General features: G+C 56.9%; 22 protein-coding genes and 1 tRNA gene. 7 read left to right on the plus strand and 16 right to left on the minus strand.

Features of this window, described 5'->3' with window-relative positions; all coding sequences use genetic code 11:
- Positions 1–61 precede the first annotated feature (61 nt).
- Positions 62–784 (plus strand): 6-phosphogluconolactonase, encoded by a 723-nt coding sequence (gene pgl, locus ACYCZJ_RS06615; protein ID WP_461553434.1) that lies wholly within the window; start codon positions 62–64, stop codon positions 782–784.
- Positions 781–2,214: a DUF4139 domain-containing protein gene (locus ACYCZJ_RS06620; protein ID WP_461553435.1), complete on the plus strand. Its 1,434-nt coding sequence runs from the start codon at positions 781–783 to the stop codon at positions 2,212–2,214. The genes pgl and ACYCZJ_RS06620 overlap by 4 nt, the downstream gene beginning before the upstream one ends.
- Before the next feature lie 47 nt (positions 2,215–2,261).
- On the opposite strand, the gene ACYCZJ_RS06625 is transcribed toward ACYCZJ_RS06620, so the two are convergent.
- From ACYCZJ_RS06625 to merR, 11 genes are all read right to left on the minus strand, one after another.
- Entirely contained in the window at positions 2,262–2,609 is a 348-nt protein-coding gene (locus tag ACYCZJ_RS06625) for a hypothetical protein (protein WP_461553436.1), read from the minus strand.
- 1 nt (position 2,610) lies between these two features.
- Entirely contained in the window at positions 2,611–3,294 is a 684-nt protein-coding gene (locus ACYCZJ_RS06630; protein WP_461553437.1) for an electron transport complex subunit E, read from the minus strand.
- A 5-nt stretch (positions 3,295–3,299) separates the two neighbouring features.
- Positions 3,300–3,947, minus strand: coding sequence for an electron transport complex subunit RsxG (gene rsxG, locus ACYCZJ_RS06635; protein ID WP_461553438.1), 648 nt, complete (start codon positions 3,945–3,947; stop codon positions 3,300–3,302).
- Complete coding sequence (rsxD, locus tag ACYCZJ_RS06640) at positions 3,944–4,978, minus strand: electron transport complex subunit RsxD (protein WP_461553439.1); 1,035 nt, start codon at positions 4,976–4,978, stop codon at positions 3,944–3,946. Before rsxD ends, rsxG begins: the two co-directional genes overlap by 4 nt.
- Positions 4,979–5,022: 44 nt before the next feature.
- On the minus strand, positions 5,023–6,669 hold the full coding sequence (gene rsxC, locus ACYCZJ_RS06645) for an electron transport complex subunit RsxC (RefSeq protein ID WP_461553497.1): 1,647 nt from the start codon (positions 6,667–6,669) through the stop codon (positions 5,023–5,025).
- On the minus strand, positions 6,669–7,217 hold the full coding sequence (gene rsxB / locus ACYCZJ_RS06650; RefSeq protein ID WP_461553440.1) for an electron transport complex subunit RsxB: 549 nt from the start codon (positions 7,215–7,217) through the stop codon (positions 6,669–6,671). The genes rsxC and rsxB overlap by 1 nt, the downstream gene beginning before the upstream one ends.
- A 1-nt stretch (position 7,218) precedes the next feature.
- On the minus strand, positions 7,219–7,800 hold the full coding sequence (rsxA, locus tag ACYCZJ_RS06655; RefSeq protein ID WP_461553441.1) for an electron transport complex subunit RsxA: 582 nt from the start codon (positions 7,798–7,800) through the stop codon (positions 7,219–7,221).
- Between the two features lie 153 nt (positions 7,801–7,953).
- Positions 7,954–9,054, minus strand: a complete 1,101-nt coding sequence (gene ald, locus ACYCZJ_RS06660) for an alanine dehydrogenase (protein ID WP_461553442.1) — start codon at positions 9,052–9,054, stop codon at positions 7,954–7,956.
- Between the two features lie 40 nt (positions 9,055–9,094).
- Entirely contained in the window at positions 9,095–11,227 is a 2,133-nt protein-coding gene (locus tag ACYCZJ_RS06665) for a transglycosylase domain-containing protein (RefSeq protein ID WP_461553443.1), read from the minus strand.
- A gap of 68 nt (positions 11,228–11,295) precedes the next feature.
- Positions 11,296–12,336, minus strand: coding sequence for a quinone-dependent dihydroorotate dehydrogenase (locus ACYCZJ_RS06670; protein ID WP_461553444.1), 1,041 nt, complete (start codon positions 12,334–12,336; stop codon positions 11,296–11,298).
- Between the two features lie 22 nt (positions 12,337–12,358).
- Positions 12,359–12,760: an Hg(II)-responsive transcriptional regulator gene (gene merR / locus ACYCZJ_RS06675; RefSeq protein ID WP_461553445.1), complete on the minus strand. Its 402-nt coding sequence runs from the start codon at positions 12,758–12,760 to the stop codon at positions 12,359–12,361.
- A gap of 159 nt (positions 12,761–12,919) precedes the next feature.
- Here merR and ACYCZJ_RS06680 point away from each other — a divergent pair, with 159 nt between their 5' ends.
- Together ACYCZJ_RS06680 and merP are read left to right on the plus strand one after the other, a co-directional pair.
- Positions 12,920–13,279 (plus strand): mercuric ion transporter MerT, encoded by a 360-nt coding sequence (locus ACYCZJ_RS06680; protein ID WP_461553446.1) that lies wholly within the window; start codon positions 12,920–12,922, stop codon positions 13,277–13,279.
- Between the two features lie 27 nt (positions 13,280–13,306).
- On the plus strand, positions 13,307–13,609 hold the full coding sequence (gene merP / locus ACYCZJ_RS06685; RefSeq protein ID WP_461553447.1) for a mercury resistance system periplasmic binding protein MerP: 303 nt from the start codon (positions 13,307–13,309) through the stop codon (positions 13,607–13,609).
- Positions 13,610–14,108: 499 nt separating this feature from the next.
- Here merP and ACYCZJ_RS06690 read toward each other — a convergent pair whose 3' ends face one another.
- The 4 genes from ACYCZJ_RS06690 to ACYCZJ_RS06705 all read right to left on the minus strand — a co-directional run bounded on the left by ACYCZJ_RS06690 (position 14,109) and on the right by ACYCZJ_RS06705 (position 16,293).
- Positions 14,109–14,558: a hypothetical protein gene (locus ACYCZJ_RS06690; RefSeq protein ID WP_461553448.1), complete on the minus strand. Its 450-nt coding sequence runs from the start codon at positions 14,556–14,558 to the stop codon at positions 14,109–14,111.
- A gap of 2 nt (positions 14,559–14,560) precedes the next feature.
- Positions 14,561–14,893, minus strand: coding sequence for an STAS-like domain-containing protein (locus ACYCZJ_RS06695; RefSeq protein ID WP_461553449.1), 333 nt, complete (start codon positions 14,891–14,893; stop codon positions 14,561–14,563).
- Positions 14,894–14,896: 3 nt separating this feature from the next.
- Positions 14,897–15,958, minus strand: a complete 1,062-nt coding sequence (locus ACYCZJ_RS06700; RefSeq protein WP_461553450.1) for a hypothetical protein — start codon at positions 15,956–15,958, stop codon at positions 14,897–14,899.
- 259 nt (positions 15,959–16,217) lie between these two features.
- Positions 16,218–16,293 (minus strand) — tRNA-Arg (locus tag ACYCZJ_RS06705).
- A gap of 56 nt (positions 16,294–16,349) precedes the next feature.
- Between ACYCZJ_RS06705 and ACYCZJ_RS06710 the strand changes: the two genes are divergently transcribed.
- Genes ACYCZJ_RS06710 through ACYCZJ_RS06720 form a run of 3 tightly spaced genes read left to right on the plus strand, consistent with a single transcriptional unit; the run spans position 16,350 to position 18,090 of the window.
- Complete coding sequence (locus tag ACYCZJ_RS06710; protein WP_461553502.1) at positions 16,350–16,685, plus strand: hypothetical protein; 336 nt, start codon at positions 16,350–16,352, stop codon at positions 16,683–16,685.
- On the plus strand, positions 16,583–17,542 hold the full coding sequence (locus ACYCZJ_RS06715; RefSeq protein ID WP_461553498.1) for an MFS transporter: 960 nt from the start codon (positions 16,583–16,585) through the stop codon (positions 17,540–17,542). The genes ACYCZJ_RS06710 and ACYCZJ_RS06715 overlap by 103 nt, the downstream gene beginning before the upstream one ends.
- On the plus strand, positions 17,539–18,090 hold the full coding sequence (locus ACYCZJ_RS06720) for a peroxiredoxin (protein WP_461553451.1): 552 nt from the start codon (positions 17,539–17,541) through the stop codon (positions 18,088–18,090). The genes ACYCZJ_RS06715 and ACYCZJ_RS06720 overlap by 4 nt, the downstream gene beginning before the upstream one ends.
- Positions 18,091–18,150: 60 nt before the next feature.
- On the opposite strand, the gene ACYCZJ_RS06725 is transcribed toward ACYCZJ_RS06720, so the two are convergent.
- Positions 18,151–18,447 (minus strand): DUF3579 domain-containing protein, encoded by a 297-nt coding sequence (locus ACYCZJ_RS06725; RefSeq protein WP_461553452.1) that lies wholly within the window; start codon positions 18,445–18,447, stop codon positions 18,151–18,153.
- Between the last annotated feature and the right edge of the window lie 76 nt (positions 18,448–18,523).

Consider the following 18,523-nt stretch of genomic DNA (forward strand, 5'->3'; position numbering starts at 1 on the left):
TTGGCGGGCGAAAAATGCCTGCAAGCTAGGATTGACGCCATGACTAGGCTAAACTGAAAACATGAAATCCGAGTCCTTGGAAGCTGCCACCCGTTGGCATTTCGTCAACGCTGTCGAACAACTCGTCGAAGCGGCGCTGATTCGTGTCCACACCGCGGCCAATGAGGCACTGCGCTTGCGCGGTGCCTTCCATCTGGTGCTGGCGGGCGGCACCACGCCGCGTGTGCTGTATGCACGCATGAACGAGCTGGATACCGACTGGCGTGGCTGGCATATATGGTTTGGCGATGAACGCTGCCTGCCTGCCGATCACCCCGGGCGCAACAGCCGAATGGCACGCGATGCCTGGCTGGCAGGTAGCGCGATTCCAGACGCACAAATTCATCCGATACCGGCCGAATTGGGCGCATCCGCTGCGGCTGCAGCCTATGCCGGCAGTCTCCATGATGTGGGGGAATTCGATCTGGTACTGCTGGGGTTGGGGGAAGATGGGCATACGGCCAGCCTTTTTCCGGGCCATGATTGGGGTACCTGCCCGGATAGCCCTGAAGTGCTAGGGGTACATGACGCTCCCAAGCCGCCTCCGGAACGGGTGAGCCTGAGTGCGCGCCGCCTCGGCCGTACACGTGCATTGCTGTTTCTGGTGAGTGGTACGGGTAAATGCGATGCTGTCGCGGCCTGGCGCCGCAATGAGCCGATACCGGCGGCATCGGTTCGGCCTGCGGCAGGCGTGGATGTGCTGGCTGAACGTATTTGTATCCGGCAAAATGGGGATGATGCATGAATCCGTTCAAGTACCTGATCGTACCCTTGGCCCTGTTAACCGGTATCGTCCAGGCGGCACCGTTGGACGAAAAACTCACGACTCAGGACGATCAGAAGGCCATTGCGATCACCATCTACAATAATGACCTGGCACTGGTTAAAGATCAGCGCCAGGTCAATCTGGGCGCAGGCTTCAACAAACTCGCATGGCGCGATGTGGCGGCGCGCATGCAGCCGGAAACCGCTCTGCTGCGTAACTTGTCCGATGCAAAAGGCTTCCACTTGCTGGAGCAGAATTTCGACTTCGACTTGCTTACGCCGCAAACCCTGCTGGAAAAATACGTCGGCAAACAGGTCAGCGTGATCAGCACCAACCCGGCGACCGGCGCAGAAACGCGTGAACCGGCGACGGTGCTGGCCACCAATGGCGGTACGGTGCTCAAGTTCGGCGACCGCATCGAAACCGGCGTACCGGGACGTCTGGCATTCGCCGGGGTGCCGGATAATCTGCGTGACCGGCCCACGCTGGTGATGAGCATGATGAATCCGCGTTCGGGTGTGCAGAATCTGGAGCTGTCTTATCTGACCGGTGGCCTGTCATGGCGTGCCGATTATGTGGCGGAGTTATCCGGCCAGGATGACACAATGGATTTGAATGGCTGGGTTACCCTCACCAACCAGAGCGGCGCCAGTTACCGCAATGCCCGGCTGCAATTGGTTGCAGGGGACGTCAACCGGGTGCAAACAGCCATGCCAGCCAACGTGTTGCGCGGGAAAATGCAAACCCAGGTAGCCGAAGCGGCACCGCTGGCACAGGAAAACCTGTTCGAATACCATCTCTATACTCTCAACCGCCCAACCACGCTGGCCGAGCAGCAAACCAAACAGGTTGCGCTGCTGTCTGCCACGGCTATTCCGGTGCGCAAATCGCTGGAACTGCATGGTGCAGAGTATTACTACCAGGGCAGCTATGGCGAGCTTGGGCAAAAGCTGAAGGTTGGCGTGTTCCTTGAATTCGACAACAAAGGCGGCGGCCTGGGCGTGCCCTTGCCCAAAGGCGTGATTCGTCTGTACAAGAAAGACAGCGCAGGCAACGCCCAATTCATCGGTGAAGACCGTATTGATCACACCCCGAAAAACGAGCAGGTGCGGTTGAAACTGGGCGATGCATTCGATGTGACTGCAGACAGAAAGCAGACCGATTTTCAGAAGATTGGCGCGGGCGGACGCAATAACAACGTGTTTGAATCGGCCTACCAGATTACCCTTAAAAATGCCAAAAACCAGCCGGTGACCGTCAAGGTATTCGAGCCCATGCCGGGTGACTGGCAGGTGCTGTCGGAATCGCTACCGCATACCAAAGAGGCGGCGGGAACGGCATTGTGGAAAGTGCCGGTGGCGGCTGAAGGCAAAACGGTGCTGACTTACCGGGTGCGGGTGAAGTATTGAGGCCCGGGATGTTGTTCAGCCTGGCTACTCCCGGCCGATTGTCTGAATCACTGGTCAGTCAGTAACGTGAATCCGGCCTCCGCTGTGGCTGTATCAATATCAATCTGCACGACACAGTACTCATTATTTTCATCGATGGGTGTGGGATCGTCTGCACAACTGCAACCGGCAATGATGCTGGTATAAAAAATACCCAGTTTGACGCGTAGGTGACCGTCTGTTTCAGTCGTGCCGATGACGATCACATCGAGTATGTTGTCCAGCGCATAGCTGCCCGTGGTTAAACCCTGCTGCAAGGGAAGCTGGCTGGCATCGAGCTGTTTAATTTCGTTTTTGAGCGCGTGGTTGAAGCCGGGCGTTCCCCAGGCCTGTAATGAATCTGCTAACTTTGGCATATCAGTTGGCGCCTTGTGCAAGCCCTGCGGGCAGCGGTTGCGTCGCCTGTCTTTGGCTGCGCAGGTCCCACCAGTTGCGTAATGCGATCAACAGGCCCAGTCCAAAGAATGCGCCGGGAGGCAGAATGGCCAGCAAAAAACCTTTGTAATCGGGAATGATGTGGATAACAAAGATTTTTGCATCCGGGCCGAATGCCAGATCCAGGCCTGCAAACAACGTGCCCTTGCCGATCACTTCACGCATTGCGCCGAGCAGGGTGATAACCATGGTGAGGCCGATACCCATCATCATGCCGTCGAGCATGGAGGGCAGCACCGGATTCTTGGCGGCGAAGCTGTCGGTGCGTGCCAGCACGATGCAATTGGTCACGATCAGCGGCACAAAAATACCCAGCACCAGATACAGCGGATGGACAAAGGCATTCATCGCCATGTCGATCACGGTAACCAGCGCGGCAATGACCAGGATGAAAACCGGGATGCGGATTTCATGGGAGACCAGGTTGCGAATGGCGGAAATTGTGCCATTACTGAAGGTCATGACCAGCGTCGTGGCAAGTCCCAGTCCGACCGCGTTGACCACCGAATTGCTGATGCCGAGTAGCGGGCAAAGCCCCAGCAGTTGGACGACGCCGGGGTTCTGTTTCCACAGACCGTTGACAATGATGTCGCGATATTGGCTCATGGGCTTTACTCCGGGGGTGTTTTCGGGCGCGGCGCGGGCGCATACAGGGCTTTGCGATGCGCTGCTTCGTATTGTAGGGCATGGTGTACCGCCTTGACTACCGCGCGCGGAGATATCGTGGCACCGGCCATGTAATCAAATTGGCCGCCGTCTTTTTTGACCTTCCATCCATCTCTGCCGGGATTGTCCAGCGTCTTGCCGTCGAAGATGTGTATCCAGGTACTTTTGGCGACATCGATGTAATCGCCTAATCCGGGCGTTTCCTTGTCGCTGACTACCCGTACGCCGATAATACGGCCATGGGTATCGACGCCTACCAGCATGTCGATATCGCCGCTGTAGCCATCCGGGGCTACAACCTCCAGTACCATGGCTACCGGCACACCGGCTTTGCGTGCGCGCCAGACATGGCTGGGAAACGTGGTGCCCAGCAGCTTATGCGGTGGTAGCAACAGCGCATCATGCAGAGGGTTGTTGTCATAGCTGCCGGGAACCAGTGTTTCGCTGATGAGTTTCAGCCGCGCTGCATCCTCGTTATGCTTGATGATCGCGCGCGTAATGTTGTAAGTGAATGCCAGCACGGCCGTACCGACAATGGCGAAACCCAGCAGGACCAGCGCGGCACGGGTTGCAGAACGCAATAACGGGGTCATTCGTCAGGTTCTTTCTGCTTGTGCCCGTACACTTTGGGTTGCGTGTACGCGTCAATCAGCGGCACCGTGATATTCATCAGCAGGACTGCAAATGCCACGCCATCCGGATAGCCGCCCAGAGTACGGATCAGATAGGTGAGCATGCCGATACCGGCACCGAAAATCAGTTTGCCGCGTGGTGTCGTAGCGCCGGATACCGGGTCTGTCGCGATGAAAAATGCGCCCAGCATGGCCCCGCCGGTGGCGAGATGAAACCAGGGCGAAATATAGCGATCCGGGTCGGAAATATGGAACAGGCCACCGGTAATCCACAGCCCGGCGATAAAGGCTGCCGGTATATGCCAGGTAATGATGCGTGCCCCCCACAGGTAGAGTCCGCCGAGCAGGAACATCAACACCACGGCTTCGCTGCCCGTGCCGCCGATACTGCCGAAAATGGGCAAGCGGGTGATTTCACGAACCGTGTGCTCCAGTTGCAATTGCGTGCGCAGCGTATCCAGCGGCGTAGCGGAACTGATCGCATCGAGTGTCAGGCCGTCCGGCAATATGCCGGTAAAAATGTAATGCGCCGAGTCCAGCAGATTCAGGTGTGCACCTGCCAGCGACAGCGGTGCGGGCCACTGCGTCATCTGCACCGGGAACGAAATAATCAGGACGGCATAGCCCACCATGGCGGGATTGAACAGGTTGTTGCCCAGGCCGCCGTACAAATGCTTGGCCACGACGATCGCGAAAAATGTGCCCACTACGATCAGCCACCAAGGTGCGATCGGCGGTAACGACAATGCCAGCAGCCACGCGGTGACCATTGCGCTGCCATCCATCAGGAATGGTTTGGCCGGCCAGCCACGCAGTCGCACCGCAATGGTTTCCAGCACCAATGCCGTGACGCTGGCGATGGTCAGGGTGACCAGAATCGCGGGGCCGAACAGCCAGGCGTAAACCGCTATGCCCGGCACCAGCGCCGCCAGCACCTTGAGCATGATGATGGAGACGCTGGTTTTTTCCGCGATGTAGGGTGAGGAGAGCATGGCTTATTGGTCTGTCAGGGTGAGGAGTTGTGCATGTAGCGGATTCATTTGTCTACCGTATCCTGCGCCATTGCGCGGATTTTGGCGCGGCGCGCTTCGATGTCGGCAATTTCCTGCCGCTTTTCCGGGGGTAAATTTTCGACATTGCGCGGGGCCACGTCGTCCTTTTTTTCTTTGGTACGTGCGATCGCGGCCTGGATCGCGGCTTTTTTTGCGGCATCGGCATCATCCGGCTTGTCCGCGGTCGCTTCAGCGAGTTTGGCACTGGCTTTCAACGCCAGTTTGGCGGCGCGTTCCTGCTGCTCGCGCTCAATGCGCAGCTGACGAAACTCATGCCGGTCACGTGCCAGATCGGCGGCCTTCTTGTCTTTTTCCTTGGCCCAGATTTCGCTCTTGGCATAGCGATAGTATTGAACCAGCGGGATATGGCTGGGGCAGACATAACTGCAACAGCCGCATTCGATGCAGTCGAACAGATTGTATTCCTGCGTTTTGCCGAAATTTTTCGCACGCGCGAACCAGTATAACTCCTGGGGTTGCAGATCCGCCGGGCAGGCTTGCGCGCATCGCCCGCAGCGGATGCACGGCATGGCTGGCGGTGCGGGTGGAAACAGCACGGGCGATTTGACCAGAATGCAGTTGGCCGCCTTGACCATCGGTACCTCGGTGCTGGTCAGGTCGAAGCCCATCATCGGGCCACCCATCACGTAGCCACTGGTATCGTCGCGGGTTGAACCGGTCAACCGCACCAACTCAGTGAGCGGGGTACCGATCAATGCTTCAAAATTTTGCGGGCGGTGCACATTGCCGGTGATGGTGACGATGCGTGAAATCAGCGGTTCGCCATGATTGACTGCGCGATGCAATGAATAGGCGGTGCCGATGTTGAAAGTGGCGACGCCGATGTCCGTGGAGCGTCCGCCCGACGGCACTTCCTTGCCGGTCAGGGTCTTGATGAGTTGCTTGGCGCCGCCGCCAGGGTAAAGGGTGGGTACGGCGACCACTTCCACCGCGAAATCGCATTGGCTGGCGGCGGCTTGCATCGCGGCGATGGCTTCGGGTTTGTTGTCTTCGATGCCGACCAGCACTTCGTCGCTGTGCAGCATGTGGCGCATCACGGCGGCGCCCGCGAGGATTTCGGCGGCGCGTTCGCGCATCAGCATATCGTCGCAAGTGATCCATGGCTCGCATTCGCCGCCATTGAGAATCAGGGTCGGCACCTTTTGCGTCGCGCCCGGGTTGAGCTTGATAAAGCTGGGGAACACCGCGCCGCCCAGGCCGGCGATACCGAGTTCGCGCAGCAGGTTGCGCAGATGGCTCGGGTCCATATTGCGATAATCCAGCGCGCTGTGCTCGATCCAGCGATCTGCGCCGTCCGGTGCGATGGTCACGCACAGGTCAGTGAGTCCGGATGGATGCGCGACGACATGATGCGCAATTTCGGTCACCGTGCCGGAGGTCGGCGCATGCACCGCTATCGAAACATAGCCGTCAGCCTGGCCGATCATCTGGCCTTTCAATACCTGCTCGCCTACCACCACCACCGGTTTGGCAGGCTGGCCGATATGCTGGCGCAACGGCACGATCAATACCTTGGGTAACGGCGCGATGCCGATCGGGCGGCTGGTGGATGCGTGTTTGTGTCCTTCGGGGTGGACGCCACCATTGAATTCGTAGAGTTGGCGGGTCATCAAGCGACTTTCAGTTTGATCACCGGATACTTCCATTTCCAGGAGGCGACATCCTCTGCAGTCGGCGCCATGCTGATGCAATCCACGGGACAGGGGGCGACACACAATTCACAGCCGGTACATTCGGGGGCGATGATGGTATGCATCTGTTTGGCTGCGCCGAGAATGGCATCCACCGGGCAGGCCTGGATGCACAACGTGCAGCCGATACAGGTGGTTTCGTCGATGACGGCTACCGATTTCGGCTTGGGTTCGCCATGTTCGGCGTTGAGCGGTTTGAATTCCACGCCCAGCAGTTCGGCCAGTTTGTGGATACCGTCTTCGCCGCCGGGCGGGCACTGATTGATTTCCGCGTCGCCATTGGCAATGGCCGTTGCATAGGGTTTGCATCCGGGAAATCCGCATTGGCCGCATTGGGTCTGCGGCAGGATGGCGTCGATTTGTTCGACAATGGGGTCTTCATGCACCTTGAAGCGCACGGCCGCAAATCCCAGCGCAGCGCCAAGGAATACAGCCAGACCCGACATCACCAGGATCGCGGACAGCACCTTATTTCACCAGACCGGCAAAGCCCATGAATGCGAGACTCATCAGGCCGGCGGTCACCATCGCAATGCTGGTACCGCGGAATGCGGCGGGTATGTCTGCGCCATCCAGGCGCTCGCGCATGCCTGCAAACAGCACCAGCACCATGGAGAAACCCACCGCGCCGCCAAAGCCGAAAAACAGCGACTGGATGAAGTTATGCTGAGCCTGCACATTCAGCAGCGGAATCCCCAGTACTGCGCAATTGGTCGTGATCAGCGGCAGATAAATGCCCAGCACGCGAAACAGCACCGGGCTGGTCTTGCGTACGAACATTTCGGTGAAACCGACGATGCCCGCAATCACCACGATAAACGACAGCGTGCGCAGATAAGTCAGATCGGTACCCAGCAGGTACTGGTTGATCAGATAACTGGAACCGGATGCCAGAGTTAACACAAAGGTCGTGGCGGCACCCATGCCGATGGCGGTTTCCAGGCTTTTGGAGACGCCCATGAACGGGCACAGCCCCAGGATTTTCGCCATGACGATGTTGTTGACGAAAACCGTGCCGATCAAAATCAGAATGTAGTTCTGGATATCCATTATTGGTTCAGATGCAATATGTCCGCCATTATCCTTCCCATGGCTGCTGTATTCAAGCATGCGTAAGGTTTAAGTAGGGGAAAACGAGCCCTATCCGGTCGGATAGACGGCAAATAGTCTACGGATTTCCCCTGACAGGGTTCTGACAGCGTTCTACTGGATGTTGGGCGCCACGTAGGTATGCCCGGTATCTTCCGCGACAGCGGGGTGGGTAACCGCCCCCAGATAGACATTCAAGCCATCCAGGAATCCCTTGTCGGCAAGCAAGGCTGCCATGCCCTGATTTGCCAGGCGCAGCGCATACGGCAGCACCACGCTGGCCAGTGCCCGGGTTGCAGTGCGGGCGCAGGCGGCCGGCATATTGGTCACGCAGTAATGCACCACACCTTCCTCAACATAGGTGGGATGGGAATGGCTGGTGGGGCGTGAAGTCTCTGCGCAGCCGCCCTGGTCGATCGAGACATCCACCAATACCGATCCCGGGCGCATCGTGGCCAGCATTTCCCGGGTAATCAGCTTGGGTGCCTTGCGGCCCGGCAACAACACGGCACCAATGACCAAATCAGCCTCGGCTATCAACTCGACCAGCGCCGCCGTGTCGGAATAACGCGTCTTGAGCCGGCCCTGATAGAGGTCATCGAAATAGCGCAGCTTGTCCATGCTCCGGTCAAGCACGGTGACCTCTGCGCCCATCCCGGCGGCGACCCGCGCGGCGTTGGCGCCGACCATGCCGGCCCCGACGATGGTGACTTTGCCGGGCGCCACGCCGGCCACCCCCGGCAGCAGCGTGCCGTTGCCGCCGCTCGCCATGGTCAATGCCTGCGCGCCCGCTTGTACTGCGATGCGCCCGGCTACTGCGGACATGGGCGCAAGTAGCGGTGTGCCGCTGGCACTGGTGACGGTTTCGAAACCGATCCCGATTATTTTTTTGTCGAGCAGTTGCGCAGTCAGTTCGGGCGCGGCGGCCAGATGCAGATAGCTGAATAGCATTTGTCCTGCGCGCAGCAGCGGGATTTCCGCGGCTTGCGGCTCTTTGACTTTAACGATGAGTTCCGCCTCGTACACGGCCGCTGCGTCATTCATAACCTGTGCACCTGCCGCGCGGTAATGGTCGTCGGTAAAGCCGATGCGCGCAGCGGCGCCGCTTTGCACACGGACCTGATGCCCTGCCGCCAGTAGTGCAGTGACACTATCCGGGGTGAGGGCGACGCGATATTCGTGATCTTTGGTTTCCTTGGGGATGCCAATCAGCATGTGAATGTCCTCGCTACGATGATGAGGTTAGCATAGGCCCTTATGGGGCGGAGTGTGCCTGTACCGTGAAAGATAGCGTGTCCAGTATTTGATCCTGTCCATCAACAAGCCTGATCTGATGCGTCCCCGACTGGGGTGTATAGAGCAGGCTGCCATCCGGTTGGAGCCATTCCAGCGGTGCGGGTTCACCGTCTACCAGCCAGTTCCACTGCCAATGCATAGGCCGGCTATAGAACCGTATTTTCTGCCATGCTGAAGGTATATCGGTATTCAGGGTCAACGATACAGGGCCGATAATCTGCGGCGCCCCTGTATTGCCTGCAAGGGTAACCACGCTGTGCTCGGTACCGGGCAGAAACAATTCGCGTCGCGGAGATTCCAGTGGCGGCTCGAAACGCACTGTCTGCACGACGACCCCACCAGGCAGTACCGGAATATGGCTCGGCTGGACGGCATTCAGTTTGTTGATTAATGTCTGCCATACACGTGCGGCACCGTTAACGTCGGAAACATTCAGCATGGTTCCGCCCGAGACATTGCCCACCCAGACGGCCACCGTGTATTTTTCTGAAAAGCCCACGCTCCAGTTGCTGCGTTTATCCTGGCTGATGCCGGTTTTCACGGCCGCAAAGCCGGATGTCGTCAGGGCGCTGTCCAGCCCGGGCTTCATCGCGCGTGCGCCGCTGTCAGCCAGAATGCTGGTGACAATGGCGGCGACCGGCGCAGGCATGATTTGCCTGGTGCCCGCCAGGCCACCGACACGGAAACTCAAGGGTTTGAGTATGCCGCCATTGGCCAGTACCCGGTATGCATTGGCCAGATCAATCAACGAAACGGCCGCATCGCCTGGCGTGTAAGCATCGCGCGGCGGTATGGGATTATTCGCTGGAAATAACCCGAGTACGCGCAGGCGAATATAAAAAACGGCCGGGGTGACCAGGTCCAGGGTTCGTGCTGCGGGGGTGTGTAACGAAGAAGCCAGCGCCGTGCGCAGGGTGACCCGGTTATCGAGTTCATCGCTGTCGTTTTGCCATGCATCTTCATCGGCCGGAGTTTGCAGCGCCAATGATGAATTATTCAGAAAAGAGGCGGCAGTCAACTGGCGGTTCTCGATCGCCAGGCCATACAGGAACGGCTGGAGCGTTTCGGCCGCTGGTTGCGGGAGGGCGGCATAGTCGACTGGTTGCGTATCGGATGGGCAGGAACCGGAATTCGCGTAGGCAAGCACTTCACCCGTCTGGTTGTTGAGTATCACCACAGCCCCCGCGTCAACCTTGTTGCTTCTAAGTGACATCAGCTTGCCTTGCAGCGTTTGAATGGCAAAGCGCTGCAGTCCGGCATCCAGACTGACCTGCATCCGTTCACCGGGCGTATGCAGAAACATGCGTGCGACGCTGGGCGCCAGTTGCTCGCCAAAATCGATATGGGGTGGTATGTCCAGGCTTTTGTAGGCCAGTGCTGTGACGGTTGCGCATGAGGGGCGCGGTATGGAAAGTTGCCGCGCCACACCGCAGGCGCGTTCTGCCACGATTGCGGCTTTAACATTGGGCCCGCGCAGCAGCGCCGCGAGTATGCTGGACTCGGCCTTGTTCAGTTTGGAGGGCTCCTGACCGAACAGGCCCTGGGCGGCGGCATTGATGCCGGACAGATTGCCGCGAAATGTCACGGTGTTCAGATAGGCATCGAGTATCTGCGCCTTGCTCCAGGTTTTTTCCATGCTGCGCGCAGCCTTGATTTGATCCCATTTCTGCGTGTAAGTCCGGCCCCCGGCGTGGCGATACAGCGCCGGATCGAGCATGCCCACCAGTTGCATGGTGAGTGTGGAAGCGCCGCGATGCGTGTCATACACCAGATTTTCCCAGGCGGCGCCGATGAAGGCGCGCCAGTCCACGCCGGAATGCTGATAAAAACGTTTGTCCTCCGACACAATCAGCGCGTGCCGCATTGCCGGTGACAGCTCACGCAGGGGCACCCAGGGCAGACGGCGTATTCTGGGATCGATATTCAGTATGTCGAGCGGTGCGCCATTGCGATCCACCAGCCAGGCTTCGGATGGACGATGCGCGGCTTCAACCTGGTGGAAGCTGGGGAGAACATCGGAGAATGCAATGCCTGCACCGCTCCATGCGAGTAACAGCCAGAAAAAAAGATGTGCAAACGCCTTGCCGCTCATGTGAGCATGTCCTTGTCGCCAAGTCACTCTGACCTTGCCTGGTGTCGGTTGTTCACGGCTTTGTGGAATTATCCGGCAGTATTTTTAATATGCATCTCATCGCGCAGCGCTTCTACACATTCCGCCACCAGCGCCGGGCCGCGATAAATGAGACCGCTGTAGAGCTGGATCAGGCTCGCGCCGGCACGGATTTTTTCGCTCGCATCGTGTGCCGCGAGTATGCCGCCAACGCCGATGATGGGTACTTCTCCGGCCAGGGCAGTCGCCAGCTTGCCGATGACCCGGGTGGCAGCATCGCGCACGGGCGCCCCGGACAAACCGCCGGTTTCGTTGCCGTGGGGCAGTTTTTCCACACCATCGCGAGCCAGCGTGGTATTGGTGGCGATGACGCCATCGAGCTGGTGCTTGCGCAGCAGCTGGGCGATTTCGGCAATCTGCTCATCGTTCAGGTCGGGGGCGATTTTTACCGCCAGTGGCACATACCGGCCATGTTGCTGCGCCAGCTGGGTCTGCCCGGCTTTCAGCTTGCCCAGCAGATCGGACAAGGCCGCGCCGGATTGCAGGTCGCGCAGATTTTTGGTGTTGGGCGAGGAAATATTCACCGTGACATAGCTGGCATGCGGATACACCGCCTGCAAACAGGCCAGATAATCGTCGGCGGCGCGGGTGATCGGCGTATCGAAATTCTTGCCGATGTTGATGCCGAGCACGCCGCTAAATTTGGCGGCGCGCACATTGGCGATGAGTGCATCCACGCCGTCATTGTTGAAGCCCATGCGGTTGATGATGGCCTCGGCTTGCGGCAGCCGGAACAGGCGCGGTTTGGGGTTGCCCGGCTGCGGGCGCGGCGTGACGGTGCCGATTTCGATAAAACCGAAACCGAGCGCGGCGAGCGCGTCGATATAGGCGCCGTTCTTGTCCAGGCCGGCGGCCAGGCCCACGCCATTGGGGAAATCGATGCCCATGCAGGTAACCGGGGTGCCATGCGTAGGCGGCGCAATCAGTCGTGACAAACCCAGCCGATAGGCCAGTTGCAACGAAGTCAGCGTGAGGTGATGGGCGGTTTCAGCATCAAACCGGAACAGCAGAGGGCGGAGGAGGGTATACATGCGGGCATTTTAACCCGGCATGTCAGCTTTCCAGCAATGAGGCAATCAAAGGGCAGTGCACGTCGCCTTTCTGGGTCGCACATTCGCTTACCAGCTTTTGCAGGGATAGCTCGATTCCGCGCAGCCCTTCCAGACGTTTTTTCACATCGGCCAGCTTTTCGACCGCGATGCTGCGCGCTTCGGTGCAGTGGGTGCCATCCTCCAGTTTCAGCAGCGCGCCGACTTCCTCCAGGGTGAAGCCCAGATGCTGCGCGCGCTTGATGAACTTGATGCGCGTCATGTCAGTATCGGTGTAGCGCCGGATACCGCCGAGCGGCTTGGCAGGCGCTGTGAGTAGTCCGCGGCGTTGATAGTAACGGATGGTTTCCAGATTGACGCCGGCCTGGCGAGCCAGCATGCCGATGGTCATGTCCCGGTGATGCATGTTGATCAGCTCCTCTAAAATCTCGTTGACTCCGTACCATAGTACGGAATTTATCCTGAATTTTCCAACCGTATCGGGCAGCAAAAATCGCCTCTCATACGGTGCTTGGGTAACGCAACGGGATCATTCGTTCCCTCGATAAAAATTGAAGGAGAAGTCATGTCTCAAGGTAAACAGGCGGGTAGCTGGCCACTCATTGGTGGCATCGCAGCCGCGATTGCGGCTTCCCTGTGTTGTGTGGCGCCACTGGTGCTGGTGCTGATGGGTATCGGCGGTGCATGGATCGCCAATCTGGCGGTGTTCGAGCCGTATCGGCCGCTATTCCTGGGCGTCGGCATTGTGTTCATGGTGCTTGCCTACCGGAAAATTTATGGTGCCCCCGCTGCGCAGGACTGCAAACCTGGTTCGCTGTGCGCGCTGCCGCAAACCAACCGCGTTTACAAAGTGCTGTTCTGGGTGGTGGCGGCGGTCATGACCATCGCCCTGGTTTTCCCCTATATCGCCCCGTTATTTTATTAATTCAATTTGTTCAAGGAGAATCTGAATATGAATACCCGCCTTTTACTGCTTGCCGCTATTTTCTCTGTTTCAGGCTTGTCCATCACTCCCGCGTTTGCCGCACAGAAGACGGTGACACTGGATATCCCGAATATGGATTGCGAAATATGCCCGATTACCGTCAGGGTAGCGCTGAAAAAACTGCCCGGCGTGATCAGCGCGACCGCAACACCCGAGACAAGAGAAGAAGTCGTGGTCTACGATGATGCGAAAACCAATATCAAGCAGATAATCAATGCCACGACGCAGGCAGGTTATCCTTCCACCGTTAAAGGTGCGAAGTCAAAATAACGGCGGCGTAATGATGTCAGCGCACCCATCAAAATTATGGTGCGTGGCTGGCATTTGTTGTGACAAATAAATAGTGACCACAATGCTCTGTTTACGAGTGGATCAAGGTTTTGGAAGCAATTAACATGGTGCATCGAGGAGATGAAACTTGGCATTGGGAATGTCGGCGTTTATTCAATCTGCTGGCGGTTGACTGAGTTGTACCAAGAAAAGGCTGTTGAGTACGTTCGTCGAAAGTCCGTTCAGTGGTAAGGAGCCATCTGTAAACGGCTGCATTGATCTAAGGAAACTCTGCAAAACCCCCACTTTCGCGCCCCGCACCTGAGCACATTGTGTCAATATTGAGCCCATGAAACAAACCACCCTGAACCTAGACCTCAGGATGCTCTGAACAACCCCGTCTGCCGCTGCGCGGCAGACGGGGTTGTTCAGAGCATCCCTAACACCAATTCTATTTTCAACATCGGCTGAAACAGTGGAATGCTGAAAAACGGCGCCATTATTTCCATTTTCTCTCGCGACTATCTTCAATAACCTCAATCAAGTCTGATATAGCATCCCGTATGTTTCGTACTAAGTCGCTATCAGCAGTTTGAGCCGAAAAATCACTTGGATCTGCATTTTTGCGAGTTATGCTTTGACGGAGCTGGATCAAACTCTGATTGCGGATTTCTAGTTCTTTTAATGGTGCACGTTGAAGATGGCTGATTAGTCGTGCGACACCCTGTCGCAGATCTGTAGCATTTCTACTGTCGTGTCCCAGCGCTGTATGGAAGTTTATGGCTAAACGTTCTAACTCGCGCAACTCAATGCAAACTTTATGAGCAGCCTCCCGCTTTTCCTTGCGGCGCTCTTGCCTGAGGGTGATTTTGTGAACGACAAACCAGCCTAAAAATATTAGGCCCCAACTTACCGCATTGGTCCAACCAGCTACGCATGCATCGGACATCCCTAGCGAGAGCCTGCACTAGATTGGCTAGAAATATATTCTTTAATTTCCTGGACAAGAGTGGGATCATTGCTCTGTAATTGCAACCTATCTAGCAGTGTTTGCGAATTATAACCTTCACGTACCAACCCCCCGAACGCTTCTTCAAGAAAAGAAGATGCCAGACCACGCGCGCCGTCGAATTCAATGTATACAATTTCGTTGCCACTGCTAAGCGCAGGCTTCAAAATATTTTCGCGGAAAGCCTGACCGCTATAGGGGCCGTCGGTCAAATAGCGACCAGCTGGATAGCGACCGAAGTCACGTGCAATGTTAATCACAATTTTTTGCTCCATATATTAAACCTCGCTCAAAAGCGACATTTCTTGCAACGGTACGTGCCAGTATATCAATGTGCCCATAAGGCTATCCCGATAATTAGCCAAATGCGCTTTACCTTCACTCGAACGATAGTATCCTCGGTTGCTGGATACAATAGCAATCCCGCCATGGACTTTCTCAACTACATCGATGATGTTTCCTAGACCATGGCCTCGACCTGACAGACCGGTCTGACTACGACCTTCATTAATTGCTTCCCTAATGCAGATAGCGTCGTTGATGGGGTAACCAAACTTTTCAATCTGCTCAATTAACCAGGGCCGTTTGACCGGAAGAGTTGCCGGGATGCCAACTCCGAGGTCGCAAAACACAACGCTAAGGTAGCCGTCTTTCTTTTGAGAAAACATCCACCAGTCGCGTATGACTGTGTAGTTTAACCCGTCCTCACGGGGGCCATCGTAGGCATGATGGACGGCATTTGCCATGGCTTCTGCTAGACCGCCGAGCAGCCCATCCACGAGAGGCGTAGCCAACTGGCCCTCAAATTCCTCGATCGCGGGAGCGCAGATCGTGTTATCAACCAAGTGACCACGTGCTACTCGCCAATGCACAACATCCTGCCGTGTTGGTGTTCCATATGACCGATGGTTGCAGAGCTTGTAAACCCCAATCTGTTCCAAGACTTGGCTGGCGCGGTCATTGCCTGGTGTCGTGCAGCGGATTTTGACAGAGTTATCGCGATATTCAATCAGGCGGGTGAGCTCCGCATAAAACAGCAATGTTCCGCTAGCGTCGAAGTGTTTTGTCCTTGAGAAGTCAATCAAAAGGGTGCGATCTGGATTGTCGCGAAAATGTTTCCGCAGTGCGGCAAGAAAAGTTGCTAATTCGCTGTACATTTGGAGATTGTAAGCATCAAACGCTTGCGGGGCATGAATACGCAGTGCTGGCAGACGATTTGGGTCACGCAGCTTCCGCCTTTTGTGATTCCGTCTAGCACGTGTTATTTTTGCGAGCGTTCGAGCAAGCCGGTTACGCTTACGCTTTTGACGTTCGCGGTCATCGCTCGATAAATGTTTCATGGCTTGCTAAAAATCAAAAGGGTTCAGACTCAGAATAAGAATTGGCGTACGAAAAATTATTTTAACACTTGAAGCCAGATGGCGTCCGTTTACAGAAGGCCGTTGTTTACTGCTAAACGGACGTTCAAACAGCAAACCACGACGGCCTATTGAGGGTCGATTTACGTCATTGGCACTTGCCATTTGGCGCCCAGATTCATCGCCCATGTTCGAAATGCAAAAAGGCCGACTCCTTGATGAAGTCGGCCTTTGTGGTGTGTGGTGCCCCCGACACGAATCGAACGTGTGGCCCTTCCCTTAGGAGGGGAATGCTCTATCCACTGAGCTACGGGGGCAAGCCTCGCATTCTAGCTTATTATGTCGTTTCAAATAAGCTGCCATAGAGACTTCCATGCCCCTTCCGCGTCTGCCTCGTACCGTTATCGTCCTTAGTTTGGTGAGTTTTTTCAATGATCTGGCCTCGGAAATGGTGGTGCCGTTGATCCCCATTCTGCTGGCCACGGTATTGGCGGCCGGACCTGTCGCGTTGGGATTGGTTGAAGGTGTGGCGGATGCCGTCGCATCCTTGCTCAAGCTGTGGTCGGGACGGCGCGCTCCGATTTACTGGGCGGTCGCCGCAAGGGATTGGCGCTCGCGGGTTATACCTTATCCAATGGGGTTCGGCCCTTGTTGGGTATCGCAGGCAGTTGGCCAATGTTGCTCGCCTTGCGTAGCTTGGATCGGGTAGGGAAAGGCTTGCGCAGTGCACCGCGTGATGCGCTGGTGGCGGATGCGACGCCGCCTGAAATCCGCGGGCTGGCGTTTGGTTTTCACCGGGCGCTGGATAATGCGGGCGCGGTCGGTGGCAGCCTGATTGCAGCGGCCGTGCTGGCCTGGTCGGGCATGCCGCTCTCGCATGTCATTCTGTGGTCCGCGGTGCCGGGGGTGATGGGGGTGTTGCTGATTGCATTTGGCATCGGTGAGAAACCCCGGCCGGCCACATCGGCGCCTGCCGTTCAGATATCGTCGTTGCCCTGGGCGACGCTGGCATTGCCGCTACGGCGTTATCTGCTGGTACTGATGTTATTCACGTTCGCACGTGCTTCAGAAACCTTTATTGTGCTGCGCGGGCACGAACTGGGGATGAGTGTGGTCGAACTGCTGTTGTTGTGGGCAGCCATGAATCTGGCCAAGGCGCTGACTGCCACGCGCGGCGGCGTGCTGGCAGACAAGATTGGTAAAGAGCCGCTGATATTGTTCGGCTGGGCAGCGTTTGGCGTGACCTTTATGCTGCTGGGTTGGGTGGCGCATAGTGGCTGGCTGTGGGCGGTGGCTATCCTCTACGGCTTTACCACCGGTTTTGCCGAAGGCCCGGAACGTGCGCTGATCAGCGACTTCGCCGACGCGGAAACGCGCGGCACCGCATTCGGCTGGTATCACCTGATGACTGGTCTGTCGGCGATTCCCGCGGGCTTGGCGTTCGGGGTGATCTGGCAGTTGCAGTCGGCTGAGTGGGCGTTCCGTTATGCTGGCGCGCTGGCAATGACTGCTGCATTATTGATGCATTTCTGGGCGTGGCCCGCACATTCGAGAGGTAAAGCATGAAATACATTATTCTGTTTGTTGCCATGGCCGCCGCACTGGCGCTGGTCTGGATGCGTTCCAGCCAGGCGGCAGTGATGCCGCAGGCCGGACAGCCGGCGCCGGATTTCAGTCTGATCGACCAGAACGGTAAACTGCAGAATCTGGTGGACTATCGCGGCAAATGGCTGGTGCTGTATTTTTACCCGAAAGATGAAACACCGGCGTGCACCACGGAAGCGTGTGCCTTCCGCGACGATATTCTGAAAATTCGCAAGCTCAATGCAGAGGTGGTGGGCGTGAGCATAGACGACGCCAGCCGCCACGCCGAATTCGCCAAAAAACACGGCTTGCCGTTCCCGCTACTCGCGGATAAAGACGGCGTGGTGGCCGCGCGTTATGGATCGGTAATGAATCTGTTTGTGATGAAACTGGCCAAGCGCAATACTTTCGTCATCGACCCGCAGGGCAGGATTGCCAAGGTCTATGCTGGCGCCGACGCAGGCCGTAACTCCGAACAGGTGATTGCCGATCTGCCCAAGCTCGAGGCGGCAGGTTCGAGTTCGCATTGAACAACCGGGTAGGGTAAAGGGCCAGCCGTCAGCCTAACCCCATGTGTGCCGCAGAACGGGTTATTGCTGATCGTCGGGTTGTGCCGGATCCAGCACTTTCAGGTCATTTTCACGCGCGAAGTTCATCAGGAAAGAGAAAGCGGCAGGCTGTTCCACCTGCAGTTGTTTATCGACGACAACGCATTTCACGCCAGCTACCGTCGTGGGACGTACGAAGGGCGAATAGGTCATGCGGTGGTCTTCACCAAAAGTGGACAACACGCTGGACAGGCGTTCGGCCCAATCGCTGGGGCGGAATGTTCGCCCCGATGAGGTCAACCCCTGGATGATAAGTTCAGTATTGGAAGGCTCGGACATTATGGTGTTTTTAGCTGTATGCCTGTTGGTATTTTAACAGAGTATGGCGCATCGGTTAATGTACTGGTACGCTAAT

It is taken from the genome of Sulfuriferula sp. (genome assembly GCF_054605375.1).